General features: G+C 69.7%; 19 protein-coding genes. 12 read left to right on the plus strand and 7 right to left on the minus strand.

The window, feature by feature from the left end:
- Positions 1-78: 78 nt before the first annotated feature.
- The 3 genes from ACWD4J_RS35115 (at position 79) to ACWD4J_RS35125 (ending at position 1,302) form a co-directional block, all read left to right on the plus strand.
- Positions 79-534 (plus strand): hypothetical protein, encoded by a 456-nt coding sequence (locus ACWD4J_RS35115; RefSeq protein WP_451399547.1) that lies wholly within the window; start codon positions 79-81, stop codon positions 532-534.
- Positions 535-652: 118 nt separating this feature from the next.
- Complete coding sequence (locus tag ACWD4J_RS35120; RefSeq protein WP_451399548.1) at positions 653-883, plus strand: hypothetical protein; 231 nt, start codon at positions 653-655, stop codon at positions 881-883.
- Entirely contained in the window at positions 880-1,302 is a 423-nt protein-coding gene (locus ACWD4J_RS35125; RefSeq protein WP_451399549.1) for a hypothetical protein, read from the plus strand. Before ACWD4J_RS35120 ends, ACWD4J_RS35125 begins: the two co-directional genes overlap by 4 nt.
- Positions 1,303-1,535: 233 nt before the next feature.
- On the opposite strand, the gene ACWD4J_RS35130 is transcribed toward ACWD4J_RS35125, so the two are convergent.
- The 3 genes from ACWD4J_RS35130 to ACWD4J_RS35140 form a co-directional block, all read right to left on the minus strand.
- Positions 1,536-2,729, minus strand: coding sequence for an acyltransferase family protein (locus tag ACWD4J_RS35130; protein ID WP_451399550.1), 1,194 nt, complete (start codon positions 2,727-2,729; stop codon positions 1,536-1,538).
- Complete coding sequence (locus ACWD4J_RS35135) at positions 2,726-4,054, minus strand: alpha-2,8-polysialyltransferase family protein (RefSeq protein ID WP_451399595.1); 1,329 nt, start codon at positions 4,052-4,054, stop codon at positions 2,726-2,728. Before ACWD4J_RS35135 ends, ACWD4J_RS35130 begins: the two co-directional genes overlap by 4 nt.
- A gap of 65 nt (positions 4,055-4,119) precedes the next feature.
- Positions 4,120-5,118 (minus strand): glycosyltransferase family 2 protein, encoded by a 999-nt coding sequence (locus ACWD4J_RS35140; protein ID WP_451399596.1) that lies wholly within the window; start codon positions 5,116-5,118, stop codon positions 4,120-4,122.
- A gap of 198 nt (positions 5,119-5,316) precedes the next feature.
- Here ACWD4J_RS35140 and ACWD4J_RS35145 point away from each other — a divergent pair, with 198 nt between their 5' ends.
- The 4 genes from ACWD4J_RS35145 to ACWD4J_RS35160 are packed head-to-tail and all read left to right on the plus strand — an operon-like array spanning position 5,317 to position 10,161.
- Positions 5,317-6,642 (plus strand): DUF6716 putative glycosyltransferase, encoded by a 1,326-nt coding sequence (locus ACWD4J_RS35145; protein ID WP_451399551.1) that lies wholly within the window; start codon positions 5,317-5,319, stop codon positions 6,640-6,642.
- Positions 6,643-6,695: 53 nt separating this feature from the next.
- A complete protein-coding gene (locus tag ACWD4J_RS35150) occupies positions 6,696-7,994 on the plus strand; it encodes a cytidylyltransferase domain-containing protein (protein WP_451399552.1) in 1,299 nt (432 codons plus the stop codon).
- A gap of 14 nt (positions 7,995-8,008) precedes the next feature.
- On the plus strand, positions 8,009-8,947 hold the full coding sequence (locus ACWD4J_RS35155) for an N-acetylneuraminate synthase family protein (protein WP_451399553.1): 939 nt from the start codon (positions 8,009-8,011) through the stop codon (positions 8,945-8,947).
- Between the two features lie 14 nt (positions 8,948-8,961).
- Positions 8,962-10,161, plus strand: coding sequence for a hypothetical protein (locus ACWD4J_RS35160; protein WP_451399554.1), 1,200 nt, complete (start codon positions 8,962-8,964; stop codon positions 10,159-10,161).
- 138 nt (positions 10,162-10,299) lie between these two features.
- Here the strand turns inward: ACWD4J_RS35160 and ACWD4J_RS35165 are convergent, their stop codons facing one another.
- The 4 genes from ACWD4J_RS35165 to ACWD4J_RS35180 are packed head-to-tail and all read right to left on the minus strand — an operon-like array spanning position 10,300 to position 12,186.
- Positions 10,300-10,827, minus strand: a complete 528-nt coding sequence (locus ACWD4J_RS35165) for a hypothetical protein (RefSeq protein WP_451399555.1) — start codon at positions 10,825-10,827, stop codon at positions 10,300-10,302.
- 49 nt (positions 10,828-10,876) lie between these two features.
- Positions 10,877-11,077, minus strand: a complete 201-nt coding sequence (locus tag ACWD4J_RS35170; RefSeq protein ID WP_451399556.1) for a DUF397 domain-containing protein — start codon at positions 11,075-11,077, stop codon at positions 10,877-10,879.
- A gap of 55 nt (positions 11,078-11,132) precedes the next feature.
- Positions 11,133-11,318, minus strand: a complete 186-nt coding sequence (locus ACWD4J_RS35175) for a DUF397 domain-containing protein (protein WP_451399557.1) — start codon at positions 11,316-11,318, stop codon at positions 11,133-11,135.
- Between the two features lie 13 nt (positions 11,319-11,331).
- Positions 11,332-12,186, minus strand: a complete 855-nt coding sequence (locus tag ACWD4J_RS35180) for a helix-turn-helix domain-containing protein (RefSeq protein WP_451399558.1) — start codon at positions 12,184-12,186, stop codon at positions 11,332-11,334.
- A gap of 252 nt (positions 12,187-12,438) precedes the next feature.
- Between ACWD4J_RS35180 and ACWD4J_RS35185 the strand changes: the two genes are divergently transcribed.
- From ACWD4J_RS35185 to ACWD4J_RS35205, 5 genes are all read left to right on the plus strand, one after another.
- The gene (locus ACWD4J_RS35185) at positions 12,439-12,915 is read left to right on the plus strand and encodes an ATP-binding protein (RefSeq protein WP_451399559.1); all 477 of its coding nucleotides are present in this window, start codon (positions 12,439-12,441) and stop codon (positions 12,913-12,915) included.
- A gap of 143 nt (positions 12,916-13,058) precedes the next feature.
- On the plus strand, positions 13,059-13,676 hold the full coding sequence (locus tag ACWD4J_RS35190; protein ID WP_451399597.1) for a Uma2 family endonuclease: 618 nt from the start codon (positions 13,059-13,061) through the stop codon (positions 13,674-13,676).
- A 160-nt stretch (positions 13,677-13,836) separates the two neighbouring features.
- A complete protein-coding gene (locus ACWD4J_RS35195) occupies positions 13,837-15,090 on the plus strand; it encodes an amidohydrolase (RefSeq protein ID WP_451399560.1) in 1,254 nt (417 codons plus the stop codon).
- A gap of 242 nt (positions 15,091-15,332) precedes the next feature.
- Positions 15,333-16,385 (plus strand): BMP family lipoprotein, encoded by a 1,053-nt coding sequence (locus ACWD4J_RS35200; RefSeq protein WP_451399561.1) that lies wholly within the window; start codon positions 15,333-15,335, stop codon positions 16,383-16,385.
- A gap of 280 nt (positions 16,386-16,665) precedes the next feature.
- A complete protein-coding gene (locus ACWD4J_RS35205; protein WP_451399562.1) occupies positions 16,666-17,718 on the plus strand; it encodes a BMP family lipoprotein in 1,053 nt (350 codons plus the stop codon).
- Positions 17,719-17,842 lie beyond the last annotated feature (124 nt).

The following is a 17,842-nucleotide window of genomic DNA, read 5'->3' on the forward strand; positions in this document are numbered from 1 at the left end:
GAAGGTCCATGACGGGGCTCGTGGTGGGCCAGGGTGTACCGACCCTGGCCCACCACGGCCATGCGAGGAATGAGGAACATGATTCTTGAGCTGACGCCCCCGTCCGGGGTGGGCCCCGTCCGGGTCGGGATGACCATCGACGAGGCCGAGGCCGCCCTGCGAACGATCGAGGGGTATCGCGAGCCCGAGCCGACGGGCGTGCCGACGCGAGGGACCGCTGACTACGACAGCGGGATGTCCATCGGGGTGGAGACCAGTGGCGGTCTCGTCGAGGCGGTCCAGGTGTACCGCCCCTACGGCGACGTCGAGGTCAGCTACCAGGGCATCGACCTGCTGCGCACCCCGGCCCGGCAGGTGATCGAGCGGCTGGGGGTCCTGACGGAGCTGGAGGAGGACGAGGGAGGCCGCAGCTACACGGCTCCGGAGTTGCTCCTCGCCCTGTGGCGTCCATTCGTCGAGGACGAGAACCCGGAGGAGGAGCAGGGCCACTACTTCCAGTCCGTGCTGGTCGCGCGGCCCGGCTACTACGACTGACGAGCGGCGGTGGCCCAGCGGCCCGGTCACTCGCCGTGTCAGTGCCCGTCGGGGAGCGCGGACCGGCTGCAACATGCCACAGTTCGACTGACCCGTTCGGACCCCTGTCGAGGACATCATGACCGTGAGAGACGAAGTCCGGGACTTCTGCCGGCTCGGGCGGCTCCCCCCGGAGGACGACGATTCGGTGGACGCCGACGACAAGCTCGACGAGAGGCAACGGTCGCTCCACGCCATTGCCGCGCCCGTCACCGACGAGGAGGCCCGGCTCCTGGTGAGGTGCTTCGGCGACGACAACTGCCGCGTCGATGACGTCCGTGAGGCCGCAAAGGAGACAGCCGACCGATGAGCAGCGACTACCTGCGGGTCATCCCGACGGAGCCGTCGTGGGTGCCGGACGAGGCCCACGCTTCGGCCGCCCTCGCGGTGGTGAGGGCGGCGGTGCCGGCCGGGTGGGACTACTCCGTCCGTACGCACGACGAGGTGGTCTTCGTCGACCAGGGCGGGAACTTCGAATCCGTCAGCTGCCCGTACTGCTCCAGCGCCCTCGACGACTGGTGGCAGGAGCGGATGGGGGAGGCGGCCGAGACCTCCTTCTCCCAACTGACGGTGACCACGCCGTGCTGCGGCCGGGAGGTGTCCCTCAACGACCTGGACTACCGGATGCCGGCCGGGTTCGCCCGGTTCGAGATCGAGGTCGAGGGACCCGAGCGCGACCTGCTGGAGCCATCGGAGGAGAAGGCGGTCGCCGAGGCACTACGGGCATGAGGTGCGGCAGGTGCTCGCGCACTACTGAGGCATCCGGGCGTGAGCGGACGGCCGGCCGTGGCTTCCCGGCCGGCCGTTCCGTGTCCCGGGAGACGGCCCCGCCTCGAACGCGGCCCGCCAGTTCCGACTGGCGGGCCGCTCCGCGTCAGGTCGGTCCTCGCCGGTCGGCTGCAGGGCAGAGCCGGGTGCACCGCGGGTCCCCGTGGGGAGCACCCGGTCCTGGCGGTCGGGGCTCAGCGCAGCCGGGCCGCGAGCCGCGACCGCAGCAGCGGCGTCATCCACCCCTCCACATACCGGTTCAGCACCCACGCCAGCACCAGCATCCCCGCGAGCGTCAGCCCCAGCGTCGCGTACGACGGCAGTCCCAGGCCCCGGTGCAGCGCGCCCACCACCACCCAGCCCAGGTGTTCGTGCACCAGGTAGAAGGGGTACGTCAGGGCGCCCGCGACCGTCAGCCAGCGCCAGTTCGCCCAGCTCAGGGCGGACAGCGCGATCGCGGCCACGGCCGCGAAGCCGAGCGTGACGACCAGGATGATGCCGAGGGACGAGCGGTACGAGAAGAAGTGCGGGTCCGGGGCGTGCCACAGCCGGGACACCGCGTAGTGCTGGCCGATCAGCCAGCTGACGGCGACGACGCCCCAGGCCATGACGTCCCGGCGGTCGCGGTGCACGAGGTACAGGCCGATGCCGCCGACGAAGAACGGCGCGTACTCGGGCATGAGCACGATGTCCAGCAACGGATCCTGTGCCGCCTGCGTGACGGCCGCGGCCATCGTCCACACCCCGCAGAACAGCAGGACGCGCCCGCGCGTGGCCCCCGGCAGCACGATGCACAGCGCGAACAGGGCGTAGAAGCGGATCTCCGCCCACAGCGTCCAGCACACGCCGAGGACCCGGTCCACGCCCAAGGGCTGCTGCAGCATCGTCAGGTTCACCAGTGCGTCGCTGGGCGACACCGCCTCGTAAGCGACCGCGGGCAGCGCGAAGACCGCCGCGATGAGGATGACCGCCGCCCAGTACGAGGGCAGCAGCCGCGAGGCGCGGGAGGCGAAGAAGGAACGCAGGGGGCGTCCCCAGCCGCTCATGCAGATCACGAAGCCGCTGATGACGAAGAAGATCTGCACACCCAGGCAGCCGTAGGCGAACCACGTGTGGGCCGTGGGGAACACGGTCTTGGTGGAGGCTCCCCAGGCCTGGGAGATCTCACCGTCCCGGCCGCCGTAGTGGTAGGCCGCGACCATCAGCGCGGCGACGAGCCGGAGCCCGTCGAGGGCGCGCAGCCTCGGGGCACTGTGCCGCGCGGGGGACGTGCCCCGGTCCCGGATCCGGTCCGGGTCCCGGTCCCGGGACGAGCCCGGGACCGGGGAAGGACGGGTCGAGCTCGCTCCCGGTGAATGCTTCGGGAGCGCCGTGCCCGGGGCCGTCATCCGAGAGCGGCCCGCTTGAACGACCGTGCGCGGCGCGCGACTCTTCGGACCGTCGCGTTGCGCGGAATGAACGCCAGCTGCGAGGGGACCGCGCCGGGCAGCGCCAGCGAGGTGAGGCGGCGGCGCTTGAAGTACCGCCAGGTACGGGAGGTGAGGTGCCGGGAGAGGTAGGCCTCCGCCGCCGGCCGCAGACCGGGGTAGATCTTCGACTGCATCGCGTAGCCGACCGCCTTGACGAGGCCGGTCAGCTCCACCGCCTCGGCGTCCAGCCGCTGGGCCTCCACGGCCGCGCGGTCGCCCAGCTCGGGCACCAGCGCGTCGACGATCGTGACGGGGACGCGGTTGCTGTTCTGGTACGGCGTCAGCCGCTCGAGCAGCAGATCAGTGCCGGTGTGCGCGACCGGCAGGCCGTAGAACGCGGATGCGGTGAGCAGCGCGGTGGAGAAGCAGCCGATGACGAGCGCGGGCTGCATCCGCTGGTAGAGCACCTCCGCGAGCACGGGCGAGTCGAGCACCGTGAGCTCGATGCCGAGCTTCTCCGCCTCCCGCTCCAGGGTGCGCGACCAGCGTGCCGGGGCGGTGGGGTGAGGCTTGAACACGATGCGCCGGTGGCCGAGTTCGACGGCGCCGCGCACCATGCGGACGTGCAGGTTCTCCTCCTCCTCGGCGGTGAGGATGTCGAGCGCCGAGAGGTACTGGCCGAGCAGCAGCGCGGGTTCCTGCACGACGGGCAGGGAGGCCGCCGACTCCTCGGCGTCGTCGCCCAGTCGGGCCAGTACCTTCACGAACACATCGCTCGGCACGATCTCCGGCAGCACGTCGAACTCGGTGAGCAGCAGCGGCTTCAGGCCCGGCACGAGGTCCAGGTGCAGCAGCCGCCGGATGCGCGTGCCGACCAGCGGGTCGATCTTGTTGCGGGTGGGGCCGTAGCTCATCAGCCCGTCCGCGTAGACGTCGACGGGCGCGCCGGTGAAGATCTGGCACAGCGCCAGCGCCGGGTTGACCTGGATCGACTCCACGGCGAGCTCGACGGCGTCGTCACCCAGCTCCCACAGCAGCCGCAGATACCGCTCCCAGAGCAGCAGATCGTCGGCGCGCGGCGCCCAACCCCCCGGATGGAAGGGGGAGATGGCCTCGTTCCACAGCAGCACGTCGTCGAAGCGGTCGCGCAGGCACGCGAACCCGGGCATCTCGCTGACGGGCGGCGTCGTCTCGGGAGTCGACGCGTTGTTGGAGACCAGCAGGATGCGCCGGTCGGCGGGACCGAAGCAGTCCGCGTCGAGCGCGGCGGCGAGCGTGGCGGCACCGTAGAGCGTCGACGCCATGAAGATCTGGGTGGTACGGCGCCGACCGGCCGCGCCCTGCCCGGAGCTGGGGAAGCCGGCGGAGCTCACGCGGCCACCTCCCCGGCGGGCACGGGCCGCCTGCGCAGCCGGCGAAGCCGCGTCGCACGCTCGATGTCCATGGAGTCGAGTGCGTCGTCCAGAACGTGCTGCGGCATTCGCTTCAGCGCCGCCGCGCTCATGGCTTTCAGTTTGCGCGCCACGGATGGTTCGAACCTTTCAATGGTGCCGAGGTGGTGGGAAATGATGGCGCAATAGGTGCGCACGGCCTTCGGCAGCAGTTTCTCCGCTTCCGGGTCCTGGGCCGTTTCCCGTATCACCTGGTCGAATGCCCGGATGAAATCGAGCTGGCGCACATCGCCGATCTGGGTCAGCGACGACGCGACGCCGCGCCGGTAGAAGACGCCGAGCAGGCTCACGGCCGCGAAGGATTCCGCCTCGCGGTGCAGCCGCCAGATCCACGGCCGGTCCTCGGCCGTGCGCAGCCCGTCGGTGAAGTGCAGCAGCCCCTTGTCGACGAGGCGGCGGTGGTAGATGCCCGCCCAGGCGTACGGGTAGTCGACCGAGGTGGACCGGTCGGCGGGGAGTATCGCCTCACGCGGCTTCATCGCCACACCGCGCAGGCCGTGCGGAACCCGGTGGATGGTGCGGGCCCTCGCCGTACACTGCACATGGTCGGTACGCACGAAGTCGCAGCCCAGCTGCTCGATGGCGGCGACGAGTTGGGCGTAGTACCCCGGCGCGAGCCAGTCGTCGCCGTCGAGGAAGGTGAGGTATTCGCCGGTTGCCGCGTCGATACCCGTGTTGCGGGCGGTCGCGAGGCCTCCGTTCTGTTCGTGTCTGACGTGCACCACACGGCCGACGCCGCCGGCACCCGGCAGTTCCTTCGCGGCGCGTTCGAGGATGCCCGGAGTCTCATCCTTCGAGCAGTCGTCGACGAAAACGAATTCAAAATCGTCGCGTGCGTTGGCACGCAGACTCTTCAGGGTGTCGGGCGCGTATTGCTGCACGTTGTAGAACGGCACGATGACGGAGAGCTTGACCACCTGCATGACGTTAGGTGCCGGTTCGGCATTCGTCTTGACTCGCGGCTTGATGCAAGGTGAACGACGCGTGGCGATGCCGTGAACCAGGCACTTTTCGGGCCTGTTCCCGGCCCGATTCGCCATTCGTCGATGTGCTGTTAACCGTTTGTTGCATTCGGGTTGGGCCGCGGCTCGGAATGGATTCCTAGCGTCGTCGACGTGCCAGCAAGTACTTCGACGAAGTCCCCGCGGGTGGCCGTACTCGCCGATTCCGACACCCGGTGGAAATGGGGCGCGCTCACCGCGAACCGGACCGTTCCGGACAGTCGGCTGAGCGGCTTCCTGCTCCGCGGGCGTGCCACCCCGACGGCCCGCCAGCTGCGGGAGGTCGGAGTGCGCGCGGACGACCTGCGCGAGGTCACGGCTGTCGAGTTCCTGCGCGAGATGGAGCGGGATGACGACGCGTACGACGTCGTCGTCCTCGCTCTCGTCGGCGGAGCCGTCCAGGCGATGCTGCACGGGCTCGCCCGCGCCTGGCAGGGCCGCGCGAAGCGCCCCGTCGTCGTCACCGGCTATGTCGGCGTCGTCTACGAGAAGCTCGCCGACGGCCTGCTGCTGCGGCACGGCGCGGACCTCGTCCTCGCCAACTCCCGCCACGACGCGGAGCGCTTCCGCGCCGTGTACGAGGGAGTGGGCGCCGACGCCTCGTCCGTCGTGGAGACCGCGCTGCCGTTCCTCGGCGGCAAGCCGTACGAGGCCCAGGCCGGCAAGGACCACCCGTACACCGTGGTCTTCGCCGCCCAGCCCTCCGTGCCCGACACCGCCGTCGACCGCACCTACCTGCTGCGCCGCCTGGCCGAGCACGCACGCCTGCACCAGGACCGCGAGGTCCTGCTCAAGCTGCGGTCCAAGCCCGGCGAGCACACCACGCACATCGAGGAACTGCCGTACCAGAAGCTCGCCCAGCGGATACCCGGCGGACTGCCCGCCAACTGCCGCCTCGTGTACGGGCACATGGGCGAGGTCCTCGACCGCACCGACTTGCTGGTCACCGTCAGCTCCACGGCGGCGCTGGAGGCCCTGCACCGGCGCATACCCACGGTCGTCCTCACCGACCTGGGCGTGCGCGAGGCGCTCGGCAACCACCACTTCACCGGCTCCGGGTGCCTCGCCTCCTGGGACCAGCTCGACGCCGGCCACCAGCCGGTGCCGGACGAGAAGTGGGTCGCCCGGCAGGGCGTCGCCGCCGACGGAGCGTACGAGACGGCCTTCGACGCGGCGCGTGAACGCATCGCGACGCTGCTGGAGACGGCGGAAATCCCGCCCCTGAAGCCCTACTACACGCCGGTCACCGCCCCTGGCTATCTGCCGCGCGTCCTCGCCCGCCACCACCTCGGCCCCGACGGCGCCCCGCTGCCCGGAGCGCCCGCGTCCGACAAGGAACCGGGCCCGGTACGGCAGATCGTGCGCCGCGCCGCCCGCGGCGCCTACCGCCACGGAGTGCAACGCGTGGCACCCGTGATCCGGCGCATGGGCGACCTGTGACCGCCCCCTCAGACGCACCCCACGCACCCCAAGGAACCGAGGAGACCTCTCCCATGACGCACCCCGAAGCGGGCACCGCGGCGCCAGTACGCCGGGTGCTCGCGGTGATCCCCGCACGCGGCGGCTCCAAGGGCGTGCCCGCCAAGAACCTCGCCCCGGTCGGCGGTGTGCCCCTGGTGGCCCGCGCCGTCCGCGAGTGCCGTGCCACCCGGCTCGTCACGGACGTCGTGGTCTCCACGGACGACGCCGCGATAGCCGCCTGCGCCCGTGAGGCGGGCGCCGAAGTGGTGCTGCGCCCCGCCGCGATAGCCGGCGACACGGCCACCAGCGAGGCCGCGGTCCTGCACGCGATGGACGCCCACGAGGCCCTGCACGGGGCGGTGGTGGACGTGGTCCTGCTGGTGCAGTGCACGAGCCCGTTCCTGGTCCGCGAGGACATCGACGGGGTGGCGGCCGCGGTCGCGGAGAACGGCGCGGACACGGCGGTCACGGTGGCCCCGTTCCACGGCTTCATCTGGCGGGACGCGGCGGACGAGCCGGCCGCGATCGGCGCCGAGCGCGCCGCCGTCGAGGGCGGCACCGGCACGCTGGTCGCCGACGCCGCCACCCGCGGCGGCTACGGCGTCAACCACGACAAGTCCTTCCGCCCCCGCCGCCAGGACCGCCCCCAGGACCTCCTGGAGACCGGCGCCGCCTACGCGATGAACGCGGCCGGATTCCGTGAGCACAACCACCGCTTCTTCGGGCACACCGAGCTCGTACGCACCGACCCGGCCCGCGTCCTCGAGGTCGACGACCCGCACGACCTCGCCCGCGCCCGCGCCCTCGCCCCGCTCTTCGACGCGGACCGGCCCGGCGCCCTCCCGACCGCCGACGACATCGACGCGGTCGTACTCGACTTCGACGGCACCCAGACCGACGACAGGGTGCTGATCGACTCCGAAGGACATGAGTTCGTCTCCGTGCACCGCGGAGACGGCCTCGGTATCGCGGCCCTCCGCAAGAGCGGCCTGACGATGCTGATCCTGTCCACGGAGCAGAACCCGGTCGTCGCCGCCCGGGCCCGGAAGCTCAAGATCCCGGTCCTGCACGGCATCGACCGGAAGGACCTCGCACTCAAGCAGTGGTGCGAGGAGCAGGGCATCGCGCCTGAGCGCGTGCTCTACGTCGGCAACGACGTCAACGACCTCCCGTGCTTCGCCCTCGTCGGCTGGCCCGTGGCGGTCGCGAGCGCCCACGACGTCGTGCGCGGCGCCGCACGCGCGGTCACCACCGTCCCCGGTGGCGACGGCGCGATCCGAGAGATCGCCAGCTGGATCCTCGGCCCCTCTCTCGATTCCCTAACCAAGTAAGGACAGTTCCTGCCATGAGCACCAACTCCCGCCTGCGCACGTTCGGTTCGAAGACCGCCGGCCCGGGTCAACCCGTGTACGTCGTCGGTGAGATCGGCATCAACCACAACGGTGAGCTGGAGAACGCCTTCAAGCTGATCGACGCCGCCGCCGAGGCCGGCTGCGACGCCGTGAAGTTCCAGAAGCGCACCCCGGAGATCTGCACGCCGCGCGACCAGTGGGACATCGAGCGCGACACCCCCTGGGGCCGGATGACGTACATCGACTACCGCCACCGCGTGGAGTTCGGCGAGGACGAGTACCGCCAGATCGACGAGTACTCCAAGGAGAAGGGCATCGACTGGTTCGCCTCCCCGTGGGACACCGAGGCCGTCGCCTTCCTGGAGAAGTTCGACGTCCCGGCCCACAAGGTCGCCTCCGCGTCCCTCACCGACGACGAGCTGCTGCGCGCCCTGCGCGCGACGGGCCGCACGGTCATCCTGTCCTCCGGTATGTCGACCCCGAAGCAGATCCGCCACGCGGTCGAGGTCCTGGGCAGCGACAACATCCTGCTCTGCCACGCCACGTCGACCTACCCGGCGAAGGCCGAGGAGCTCAACCTGCGCGTCATCAACACGCTGCAGGAGGAGTACCCGAACGTCCCGATCGGCTACTCCGGCCACGAGACCGGCCTGCAGACCACCCTCGCCGCCGTCGCCCTCGGCGCCACCTTCGTCGAGCGCCACATCACCCTGGACCGCGCGATGTGGGGCTCCGACCAGGCCGCGTCCGTGGAGCCGGGGGGCCTGCAGCGCCTGGTCCGCGACATCCGCACCATCGAGGCCTCCCTCGGTGACGGCGTCAAGAAGGTCTACGACTCGGAGCTCGGCCCGATGAAGAAGCTCCGCCGCGTCGCGGGCGTCGTCGCCGAGGCCGAGATCGCCGCCGCCGCGGGCGAGCCGGTCGGCGTCTGAGCGGTACGAGGCAGATGACTCCCCGAACCGGGCCGGCGGCCGGCTCGACATTGGCCTTCGTCGAGAGCCCCGTACAGCTCCTCAACGTCCTGGAGTGGGCGCACACAGCCACGCCCAGGACCGCGCAGGAGCGTACGGAAAGTGCCGCGCCGCCGTCCTCCGTACGGCCACGGCACCAGCCCGTCACCGGCCCGGCCGGGGAGCCGGACCACGAGACCCCGGGGGTGTACGCCCCCGCCCCCCTCACCCCTGACGCCCTGACCCTCGTCGTCCTGTCGCCCACCGACCCCATGACCCGCGGCCAGCTGCGGCGCATGGCGGAACTGGCCCGCGACGAGGGCTACAAGGTCCGCTGGGAGGAGGCGCGGGGAGGCCCAGCCGCGCCCTTCCAGACCATCGGCGGGCTCACCCCGCTGCTGCGGGCGGCGCGCCGGATCGTCATCGGCGACCCGTTCTCGCGCTACGTACAGCTCCTGCTGACGATCACGCGCGCCCGCGACCTGGTCGTCGTCGACGACGGCACGGCCACCATGGAGTTCATCTCGCAGCTGGCCAGCGGCGAGCGCCTGGTGCGCTGGCACCGGCGCGGCGGGCGTCCCGGGGCGCGCGACATCGTCTTCGCACCGGTCTCCGCATCGGCGCGCCGCCGCCTCACTCCGGGCCGCAAGCGGACGGTCGAGGTCTTCTCGTCCATGCCGATAGAGACGGCACCCGACGGCGTCCACATCACCGCGAACGACTTCGCCTGGACCCGCTCCCGCTTCGGCCCGCCCCGCATCACCAAGGGCGCCGACCTGGTCGGCACCTCCCTGGTCGAGACGGGCGTCGTCGACCCCGACCGCTATCTGGAGGCGGTCGCATCCCTCGCCCGCACCCACGGCGCCACCAGGTACTTCGCCCACCGCCGCGAAAGCACGGACAAACTCCACCGCCTGGCGGTCGAAACGGGCCTCGAGATCGTCCGCCCCGACCTCCCCCTGGAACTGATAGCCCGCCGTGGCCCGATCGGCCGTACGATCCTCAGCTTCCCGTCGACGGTCGTCCACACCCTCCCGCTGGCCCTGGCCGGCACGGAGGTCAAGGTCGCCGTCTGCGACATCGACCCGTCCTGGCTGACGGAACACGCCTCGCCCCGGGCGCAGGGCTTCCTGTCCGGGGTTACGGGTACGGCGCGTGACGTGCACCGGTTGTCGGCGGTGGCGCACGGGGTCTGAGGGCGCTCTGCAACCTGTGTGCCGACTCCGTATCGCCCGGCCGCCCTAGAACCACGGCTCGCCCGGCGGCGGCTTGCCGGTTTCCGACGGGCATGGAACCAGCCTGCGGCAGACAGGCGTCAGCCACGCAGCGAGAATTCAGGCGAGAGGCGGCACGACCTCGATGATCGTGGCCGTGCCGGCGACAGGGCGGGCCTCGTACATGGTGATCACGTGACCGCGCTTCAGATGCCTCCACTTCTCGGGGAACAGGGGAGCCAGCCGGACGTCGGCGGTCTCTCCAGGGCCGAGTTCCTCCGCGAACTCAACCCACAGCGTTGCGATGTTCAGATCTCGTTTTCCGTCGGCGGTGCGATTACCGATGTCCCACAGCGGCCTGAGCCGACCGTCCCCGGAAAAGGCACTCTGACGTCCGCCCTCTTCGGCTCCCAGCAGACTCAGCCTCGCCCGGAAAGTGCCGCGTTGGACCTCCCAGCCCCGCCACTCACACCAACGGCGGCTGCGGTCGAGCATCATCTGCCGAGCGGCCTCGGCGAGAAGCTCCCAGAAGTTCACGGACACGGGATGGACATCCCCGATCTCGATGAGAAGGTCGAGCACCATCTCCCATTCCTGGCACGCGATTTCCTCGCGAACATCCCCGACTGTCACGCCGTTCTCTGCCACGGCTTCTTCGGGCAGCAGGTCGACGGCCCGCCGAAGGAGGGTGAACGCGTCATCCATGTGCTGATGGCTTCGTGGTGCCCGCCTTCACGGCCGCTATGAGCGCGGCCATCGCGTCGCGGCCCGTCCGCAGGACGACGTCCGGCTCGTCGCTCTCGCGTAGGCGGAGGGTGGTGTCGGGGGCGGTGGCTACGTAGACGCAGGAGGAGGCCTCCGAGCTGAAAGAGGGCTTCTGCCACTGCAAATTGGTCACGCTTCCCCCTCGGTGGCCTGCCCGGCGTTGTCTTCGCCGAAGAAATCCTGCGCTGTCATCGTGTCGTGCCGGACTTGACGGCTGCTATAAGGGCGCCGAGTTGGGCACGGTCGGCCACCAGGATGACGTCCGGTTCGTCGCTTTCACGCAGGCGGATCAGGCCGTCGACGGCGGATGCAATGTAGACGCAGGAGGAGGCCTCCTGGCTGTAGGACGACTTCTGCCAGTGGAGTTCGGACATGAGGTGGGCTCCTCTAGACGTTCTGGATCAGCTGGGCGATGAAGTCACGGGACTTCGACGGAGCGAGGGCGGCGGTCGACATGCGGTCGAGGACCAGGCGGTAGCGCTCCAACTGGGCGGGTGAGTCGATGAGTTCCCCGCCGTGGTCCGTATCGATCTGAACGGTGTCGAGCTGGTGTACCGGGCCGTGGAAGTAGTCGATGCCCTGGCCAGAGGTGTGAAAGGGGCCGCTGTCGAAGGGGACCACCACGAGCGTGACGTGGTCCAGCTCGCTCATCTCGATGAGGTGGGCCAGCTGGGCGCGAGTCGTGGCCCGGTCGCCGAAGCGCATGCGGAGGGCGGCCTCGTGGAGGATCGCGGTGTACGGCGGCGGCTGCTCGCGGTGGAGCACTGCCTGACGCTTCACTCGGTGCGAGACCCGGTGTTCGATCTCATGAGCCTTGAGGGCGGGCACCGTCTGCGCGAACAGCGCTCGCGCGTGCTCGGGCGTCTGCAGCAGCCCCGGGATGTTGATGACCTGGGCGACGCGCAGCGCCGTGGCGTGATGCTCCAGCTCCGTGAGGTCCAGCATCGTGGGCGAAAGGATGTCGCGGTACTCCTCCCACCAGCCGCGTCGGCGTTCCCCGGTCATCGCGGCCAAGGCGTCGACGAGTTCCCCGTCGGTGCATGCGTAGTGACGGGCCAGGGTGCGTACGCGGTCGGCGCTCACGCCGTACCGGCCTGCCTCGATGTTGCTGATGCGGGACTGTGTGGCTCCCACGAGCGCGGCGGCCTCGGTCGCGCTGAGGTCCGCGCGCTCGCGCAGCCTGCGGAGCTCGGTGCCGAGGCGACGTCGGCGCGCGGTCGGCAGAGGGCTCGGCTGGGGCATCGGCTGCTTCTCCTCGTTCGTACGCGCGATGCAGGCGTAACCCGCACGCGGGAAACAGGGGCTGCATTCCCTGTGAAACATGGAATGTATTCCACGTTACGTCCTACGGTGTGACTCATACCGCTCAACCACCCTGCTCCGTAAGCCGGAAGTGCACCGTGCGTCGGCGCAGTGGAAGCTGACGCCGCGGCATCCCACCGCCGGGGTTGGAGTGGTCGAGCACATCAAGAGCCTGGCTCGCAGGAGGCGTTCATGGTCACCGTATCCCCAACACCCGCCCAAGCCTGGTCGTACGCCCTGCACCTACCCCACGACCCCCGCGCCCCGCGCATCGCCCGCATGACCCTGCGGGCCATCCTCCCGGCATACGGGATAGGGGAACTGCTCTACACCGCGGAGCTGTTGACGTCCGAGATGGTCACCAACGCCTACCGGCACACGGAGGGCCCCGCCGCCCTGCGGTTACGCGCCACCGCCGCGCGCGGCGTCCGGGTGAGCGTGTGGGACACCAGCCCGCACATCCCCGCGCCCTTCGACCGCCCGCCCGGGTGCCCCGGCCCGCCGTCCCAGGTCCCGCCGGAAGCGGACGGAGGGCGCGGTCTGGACTTCGTACGGGAGTGGGCCGACAACTGGGGCGGCTTCCCACTCGGAGGCGACCCGTACGGGCAGCGAGGAAAGCTGCTGTGGTTCGAGCTTGATGCCCGTTCCGTCGTCGGGGTCGCCCTGTGACCGGCGTGGGCTCGGAAGGATGCGTCACCGAGGGTTACCTCATCCGAGTGGCCGGTCGCTCACCCCGGGCCGTGCACCGTTCCCGACGCTACCTTTGTGGCAGCGACATGCCCTGCATCCAGTGGAGGACCGCGGTGACCACCATGATCGAGCGGCCGAAAACCATAGAGGGCCCGACTCCCGGAGACTTCGAGGACCTGCTCCGGACCGTCGAGGAACTGGACACGCCTGACGGCTACAAGGCCGAGCTCATCCGGGGGAAGATCGTCGTGTCGCCGTGGTCGAAGCTGCGCTACCTGCGGCCCATGCGGAAACTGCGCCAGCAGCTGGAAGCCCACGAACCGGAGGGGCACATCACGGAGACTTCGCCCTTCCTTTTCGTCTTCCCGCACGCCGCGCGCGGCTTCGGACCTGACCTGTTCGTCGCAGACGAGGCCGCCTTCGAAGCCGAAGGGCGGCACGCCGACGGCACCACGCTCTCCCTCGTCGCCGAGCTGACCTCGGAGTCGACCAAGGACGTCGACTGGCTGGACAAGCTGGACACGTACGGGCGCATCGTCCCCGTGTATCTCGTGCTCGACATGCAGGCCCAGGAGATCAGCGCCTTCTGGGACCCGTCGCCGAAGGGGTACAGGTCCCGGACCAACGTGCCCTTCGGTCGGCCGCTCCATGTGCCGGCGCCGTTCGACTTCGAGCTGGACACCTCGGGGTTCGTCATGCCGCTCGAGGACGAGAACGGGGAGGGGGGCGAAGAGCGGTGAAGGCGGCACGGACGGTCAAAATCCGGCCCGGCGAAAGCAATCTTTCTACCCGTCCGCGGCGGCGCGTAAGCACACCTGGGCTGGATTTCTTACCTCAATCGGGCTGAAGTTTCGTTGATCGCATGTTGGTCCGACCCCGATTCGCCCTACCCTTCAAAGGGTGAAGCAACCGACGTCCCGTGAGTCCGACGATCCCGGAGCCGAGTCCGCGACGGAAGCCCTCCCCGGTGTGCTGTCCGAAGAGCTGCGCACCGAGCTGATCGCTTTCCGTCGTGACCTGCACATGCATCCCGAGCTCGGCAACCAGGAGTTCCGTACCACCGCGGCGATCAAGGCCCGCCTGGAGAAGGCAGGGCTGAGGCCGCGCGTCCTCGACACGGGGACGGGGCTCGTATGCGACATCGGAGGCGCCGACCTACCGGAACGGGACACCGGGCGCCCCATGCTGGCGCTGCGCGCCGACATCGACGCGCTGCCGATCCCGGACACCAAGAGCAGCTGCGCCTACCGCTCCACCGTGCCCGACCGCGCCCACGCCTGCGGCCACGACGTGCACACCACCGTGGTGCTCGGGGCGGGCCTCGTCCTCGCCGAGCTGGACCGCCAGGGCCGGCTCCCGCATCCCGTACGGCTGATCTTCCAGCCCGCCGAGGAGGTACTGCCCGGGGGCGCCGCCGACGCGATCGAGTCGGGTGTCCTGGACGGCGTCGGCAAGATCCTCGCCGTGCACTGCGACCCGAAGGTCGACGCGGGACGCATCGGGCTGCGGCACGGCCCGATCACCTCGGCCTGCGACCGGCTCGAGGTCTCCCTCGACGGACCCGGCGGGCACACCGCCCGCCCGCACCTGACCACCGACCTCGTCACGGCGGTCGCCAAGGTCGTCACCGATGTGCCGGGGCTCGTCGCCCGCCGGGTCGACGCGCGCTCCGGGCTCGCCGTGACCTGGGGCCGTATCGAATCCGGCCACACGTGCAACGTCATTCCGCAGCACGCCGAGCTGTCCGGCACCGTCCGCTGCCTCGACCTGGACGCCTGGCGGCAGGCGCCCGACATCGTGCACGCCGCGATCGACGAGATCGCCGGGCTCCACCGCGCCAAGTCGGTGATCAACTACATCCGCGGGGTGCCGCCCGTCGTCAACGACCCCGAGATCACCGAGCTGCTGCAGGACGCCATGAGCGCCCGCCGCGGGACGTCGTCGGTCGAGGACACCGAGCAGAGCCTCGGCGGCGAGGACTTCTCCTGGTACCTGGAGAAGGTGCCGGGCGCCATGGCCCGGCTCGGCGTGCGCACGCCCGGTGAGCGCGGCATCCGCGATCTGCACCAGGGCGACTTCGACGCCGACGAGCACGCGATCACCGTCGGGGTCGAGCTCTTCACTGCGGCGGCCCTGCTGGATGCGGGTATGTGATCCGCAGCCGCACGGCCCGAGTTCAGTGCGCAGCCCTCACGCAGACGCCTCTCCCCGAACGCGCAGCGTGAGGGCTGTTGTCCTAACCGCCCCTTTCGATCCCATGGTTCACAAGGGCGTAACCGGCCATCGGCACGAATGGATAACGGCCACGGAAAACCCCGTTCCCTGGAGTGTCTACGCGCGTTAATGTGCGCCGAGCTAAGCACCCACGCGGGGCTTTGGAGAATGGGGAACTTCAGATGCGTCGGATATCCACACTGACCCGAGCCGCGGTGGGGATCGCGTCGCTCGCGCTCGCCGCCACGGCCTGTGGCAGCACCAGTGACCAGGCGGACAAGCCCGAGAGCACGGGCAAGAGCGACAAGGGCCTTGCCATCGCCTACGACGTCGGCGGCAAGGGCGACCAGTCCTTCAACGACGCCGCGTACTCCGGCCTGGAGAAGGCGAAGCAGGAGTTCGGCTACCAGACCAAGGACATGGAGCCCACCGAGGGCGAGACGGACGCCGACAAGGAGCAGCGTCTCGCCTCGCTTGCGAAGCAGGGCTACAACCCGGTCATCGGTATCGGCTTCGCCTACGGCACCGCGATGCAGAACGTCGCCAAGAAGTACCCGAAGACCAGCTTCGGCATCGTGGACTCGGTCGTCGAGGGCGACAACGTGGCGTCCCTGGTCTTCGCCGAGAACGAGGCCTCGTACCTCGCCGGTGTGACCGCGGCCAAGGCCACCAAGTCGAACGTCGTCGGTTTTGTGGGCGGTGTGGACGTCCCGCTCATCCACAAGTTCGAGGCGGGCTTCAAGCAGGGCGTCGAGGACACGAACCCGAAGGTGAAGGTCCTCTCGCAGTACCTGACGCAGACCGCGGAGGAGGGCGGCTTCTCCAGCCCCGACAAGGGCAAGGCCGCCGCCGAGGCCCAGATCGAGAAGAAGGCGGACGTCGTCTACCAGGCGGCGGGTCTGTCCGGTCAGGGTGTGATCGAGGCCGCTGCCAACGCCAAGGTGTGGGCGATCGGTGTCGACTCCGACCAGTACAAGCAGGCAGCCCTCGCCAAGTACAAGGACTACATCCTGACCTCGGCGCTCAAGGACGTCGGCGGTGCGGTGTACGCGCTCGCGAAGTCCGTCAAGGACGGCAAGCCGCTGACCGGCACGCAGACCTTCGACCTGAAGGTGAACGGCGTCGGCCTCGCCGAGAGCAACCCGAAGTTCAAGGAGATCGACGGTCTCGCCGACGCCGTGGCCAAGGCCAAGGCGGCCATCATCGACGGCTCCATCAAGGTCAAGACCGAGTAACCGAACCGAATGACCTGATCTCCGCCGGCGAACGAAGGGGCGGGCGTGCGTCACCCGGCGCCCGCCCGTCCCTTCGTCCGTCCGCCCGTCGGTCCCTTTGTTCCGCTCGGCCCGCCCCTTCGTCCGCGCGGCTCGGGCCTTCGTCCACCCCGCTTGGGCACGGCCGTATAACAAGGTGGACAGAAGGGGTTTTCCCGCCGGTCTACGCGCGTTACTCTGCGGCGGAAAGTTAGCGCCACAGCTGTACCGCCAGGCGCTTGTACGGACAGGAGCACAACACATGCGCCGGGTTTCCCGCCTCGCGGTCGCGGGCGCTGCGACCGCCTCTCTCGCCCTCGCGCTGTCCGCCTGTGGCAGCACCTCGACCTCCGCCGGTTCGTCGGACTCCAAGGGCGGTGACAAGGGCCTTGCCATCGCGTACGACGTCGGCGGCAAGGGCGACCAGTCCTTCAATGACGCAGCCTACGCGGGCCTGGAGAAGGCGAAGAAGGAGTTCGGCTACCAGACGAAGGACATGGAGCCCACCGAGGGCGAGACGGACGCCGACAAGACCCAGCGTCTGGTCTCGCTGGCCAAGCAGGGCTACAACCCGGTGATCGGCATCGGCTACGCCTACGCGACCGCCGTCAAGGAGGCCGCGGCGAAGTACCCGAAGACCAGCTTCGGCATCGTCGACGACTCCACGATCGAGGCGGACAACGTCGCGGACCTGGTCTTCTCCGAGAACGAGGCCTCGTACCTCGCCGGTGTGACCGCCGCGAAGGCGACCAAGACGAACGTCGTCGGCTTCGTGGGCGGTGTGGACGTCCCGCTCATCCACAAGTTCGAGGCGGGCTTCGAGCAGGGCGTCAAGGACACGAACCCGAAGGTGAAGGTCCTGTCGCAGTACCTGACGCAGACCGCTGAGGAGGGTGGCTTCTCCAGCCCCGACAAGGGCAAGACGGCCGCCGAGGGTCAGATCGAGAAGAAGGCGGACGTCGTCTACCAGGCGGCGGGTCTGTCCGGTCAGGGTGTGATCGAGGCCGCCGCCACCGCCAAGGTGTGGGCCATCGGCGTCGACTCCGACCAGTACAAGCAGGAAGCCCTCAGCAAGTACAAGAACTACATCCTCACCTCCGCGACGAAGGACGTCGCGAAGGCGGTGTACAACCTTGCGAAGTCGGTCCAGGACGGCAAGCCCGAGACCGGTATCGTCAGGGGCGATCTGAAGTCCGGTGAGGTCGGCCTCGCGGACTCCAACCCGGAGTTCAAGAGCAACACCGAGATCCAGGAGGCCGTCAAGACGGCCAAGGAGAAGATCATCAGCGGCGAGATCAAGGTCAAGACCAGCTGATCCGGCCGGCCCCGGCCGACACGGCCAGGACCAGCCGGCACAGCAAGATCACGAGCAGCCAGTAACCGCGGGGTTACGTCCGCTCGACGGGGTGCGGGAAGCCAGGCTTCCCGTACCCCGTTGT

This window comes from Streptomyces sp. NPDC002577 (assembly GCF_053594815.1).

Bases quoted from the DNA above. Each gene is read 5' to 3' on its own strand.
- ACWD4J_RS35190 (WP_451399597.1), top strand. From the start codon at position 13,059: ATGATCGAGCGGCCGAAAACCATAGAGGGCCCGACTCCCGGAGACTTC.
- ACWD4J_RS35205 (WP_451399562.1), top strand. From the start codon at position 16,666: ATGCGCCGGGTTTCCCGCCTCGCGGTCGCGGGCGCTGCGACCGCCTCT.
- ACWD4J_RS35155 (WP_451399553.1), top strand. From the start codon at position 8,009: ATGAGCACCAACTCCCGCCTGCGCACGTTCGGTTCGAAGACCGCCGGC.
- ACWD4J_RS35200 (WP_451399561.1), top strand. From the start codon at position 15,333: ATGCGTCGGATATCCACACTGACCCGAGCCGCGGTGGGGATCGCGTCG.
- ACWD4J_RS35125 (WP_451399549.1), top strand. From the start codon at position 880: ATGAGCAGCGACTACCTGCGGGTCATCCCGACGGAGCCGTCGTGGGTG.
- ACWD4J_RS35175 (WP_451399557.1), bottom strand. From the start codon at position 11,318: ATGTCCGAACTCCACTGGCAGAAGTCGTCCTACAGCCAGGAGGCCTCC.
- ACWD4J_RS35135 (WP_451399595.1), bottom strand. From the start codon at position 4,054: ATGGCGTCGACGCTCTACGGTGCCGCCACGCTCGCCGCCGCGCTCGAC.
- ACWD4J_RS35185 (WP_451399559.1), top strand. From the start codon at position 12,439: ATGGTCACCGTATCCCCAACACCCGCCCAAGCCTGGTCGTACGCCCTG.
- ACWD4J_RS35150 (WP_451399552.1), top strand. From the start codon at position 6,696: ATGACGCACCCCGAAGCGGGCACCGCGGCGCCAGTACGCCGGGTGCTC.
- ACWD4J_RS35115 (WP_451399547.1), top strand. From the start codon at position 79: ATGATTCTTGAGCTGACGCCCCCGTCCGGGGTGGGCCCCGTCCGGGTC.
- ACWD4J_RS35120 (WP_451399548.1), top strand. From the start codon at position 653: ATGACCGTGAGAGACGAAGTCCGGGACTTCTGCCGGCTCGGGCGGCTC.
- ACWD4J_RS35160 (WP_451399554.1), top strand. From the start codon at position 8,962: ATGACTCCCCGAACCGGGCCGGCGGCCGGCTCGACATTGGCCTTCGTC.
- ACWD4J_RS35180 (WP_451399558.1), bottom strand. From the start codon at position 12,186: ATGCCCCAGCCGAGCCCTCTGCCGACCGCGCGCCGACGTCGCCTCGGC.
- ACWD4J_RS35130 (WP_451399550.1), bottom strand. From the start codon at position 2,729: ATGACGGCCCCGGGCACGGCGCTCCCGAAGCATTCACCGGGAGCGAGC.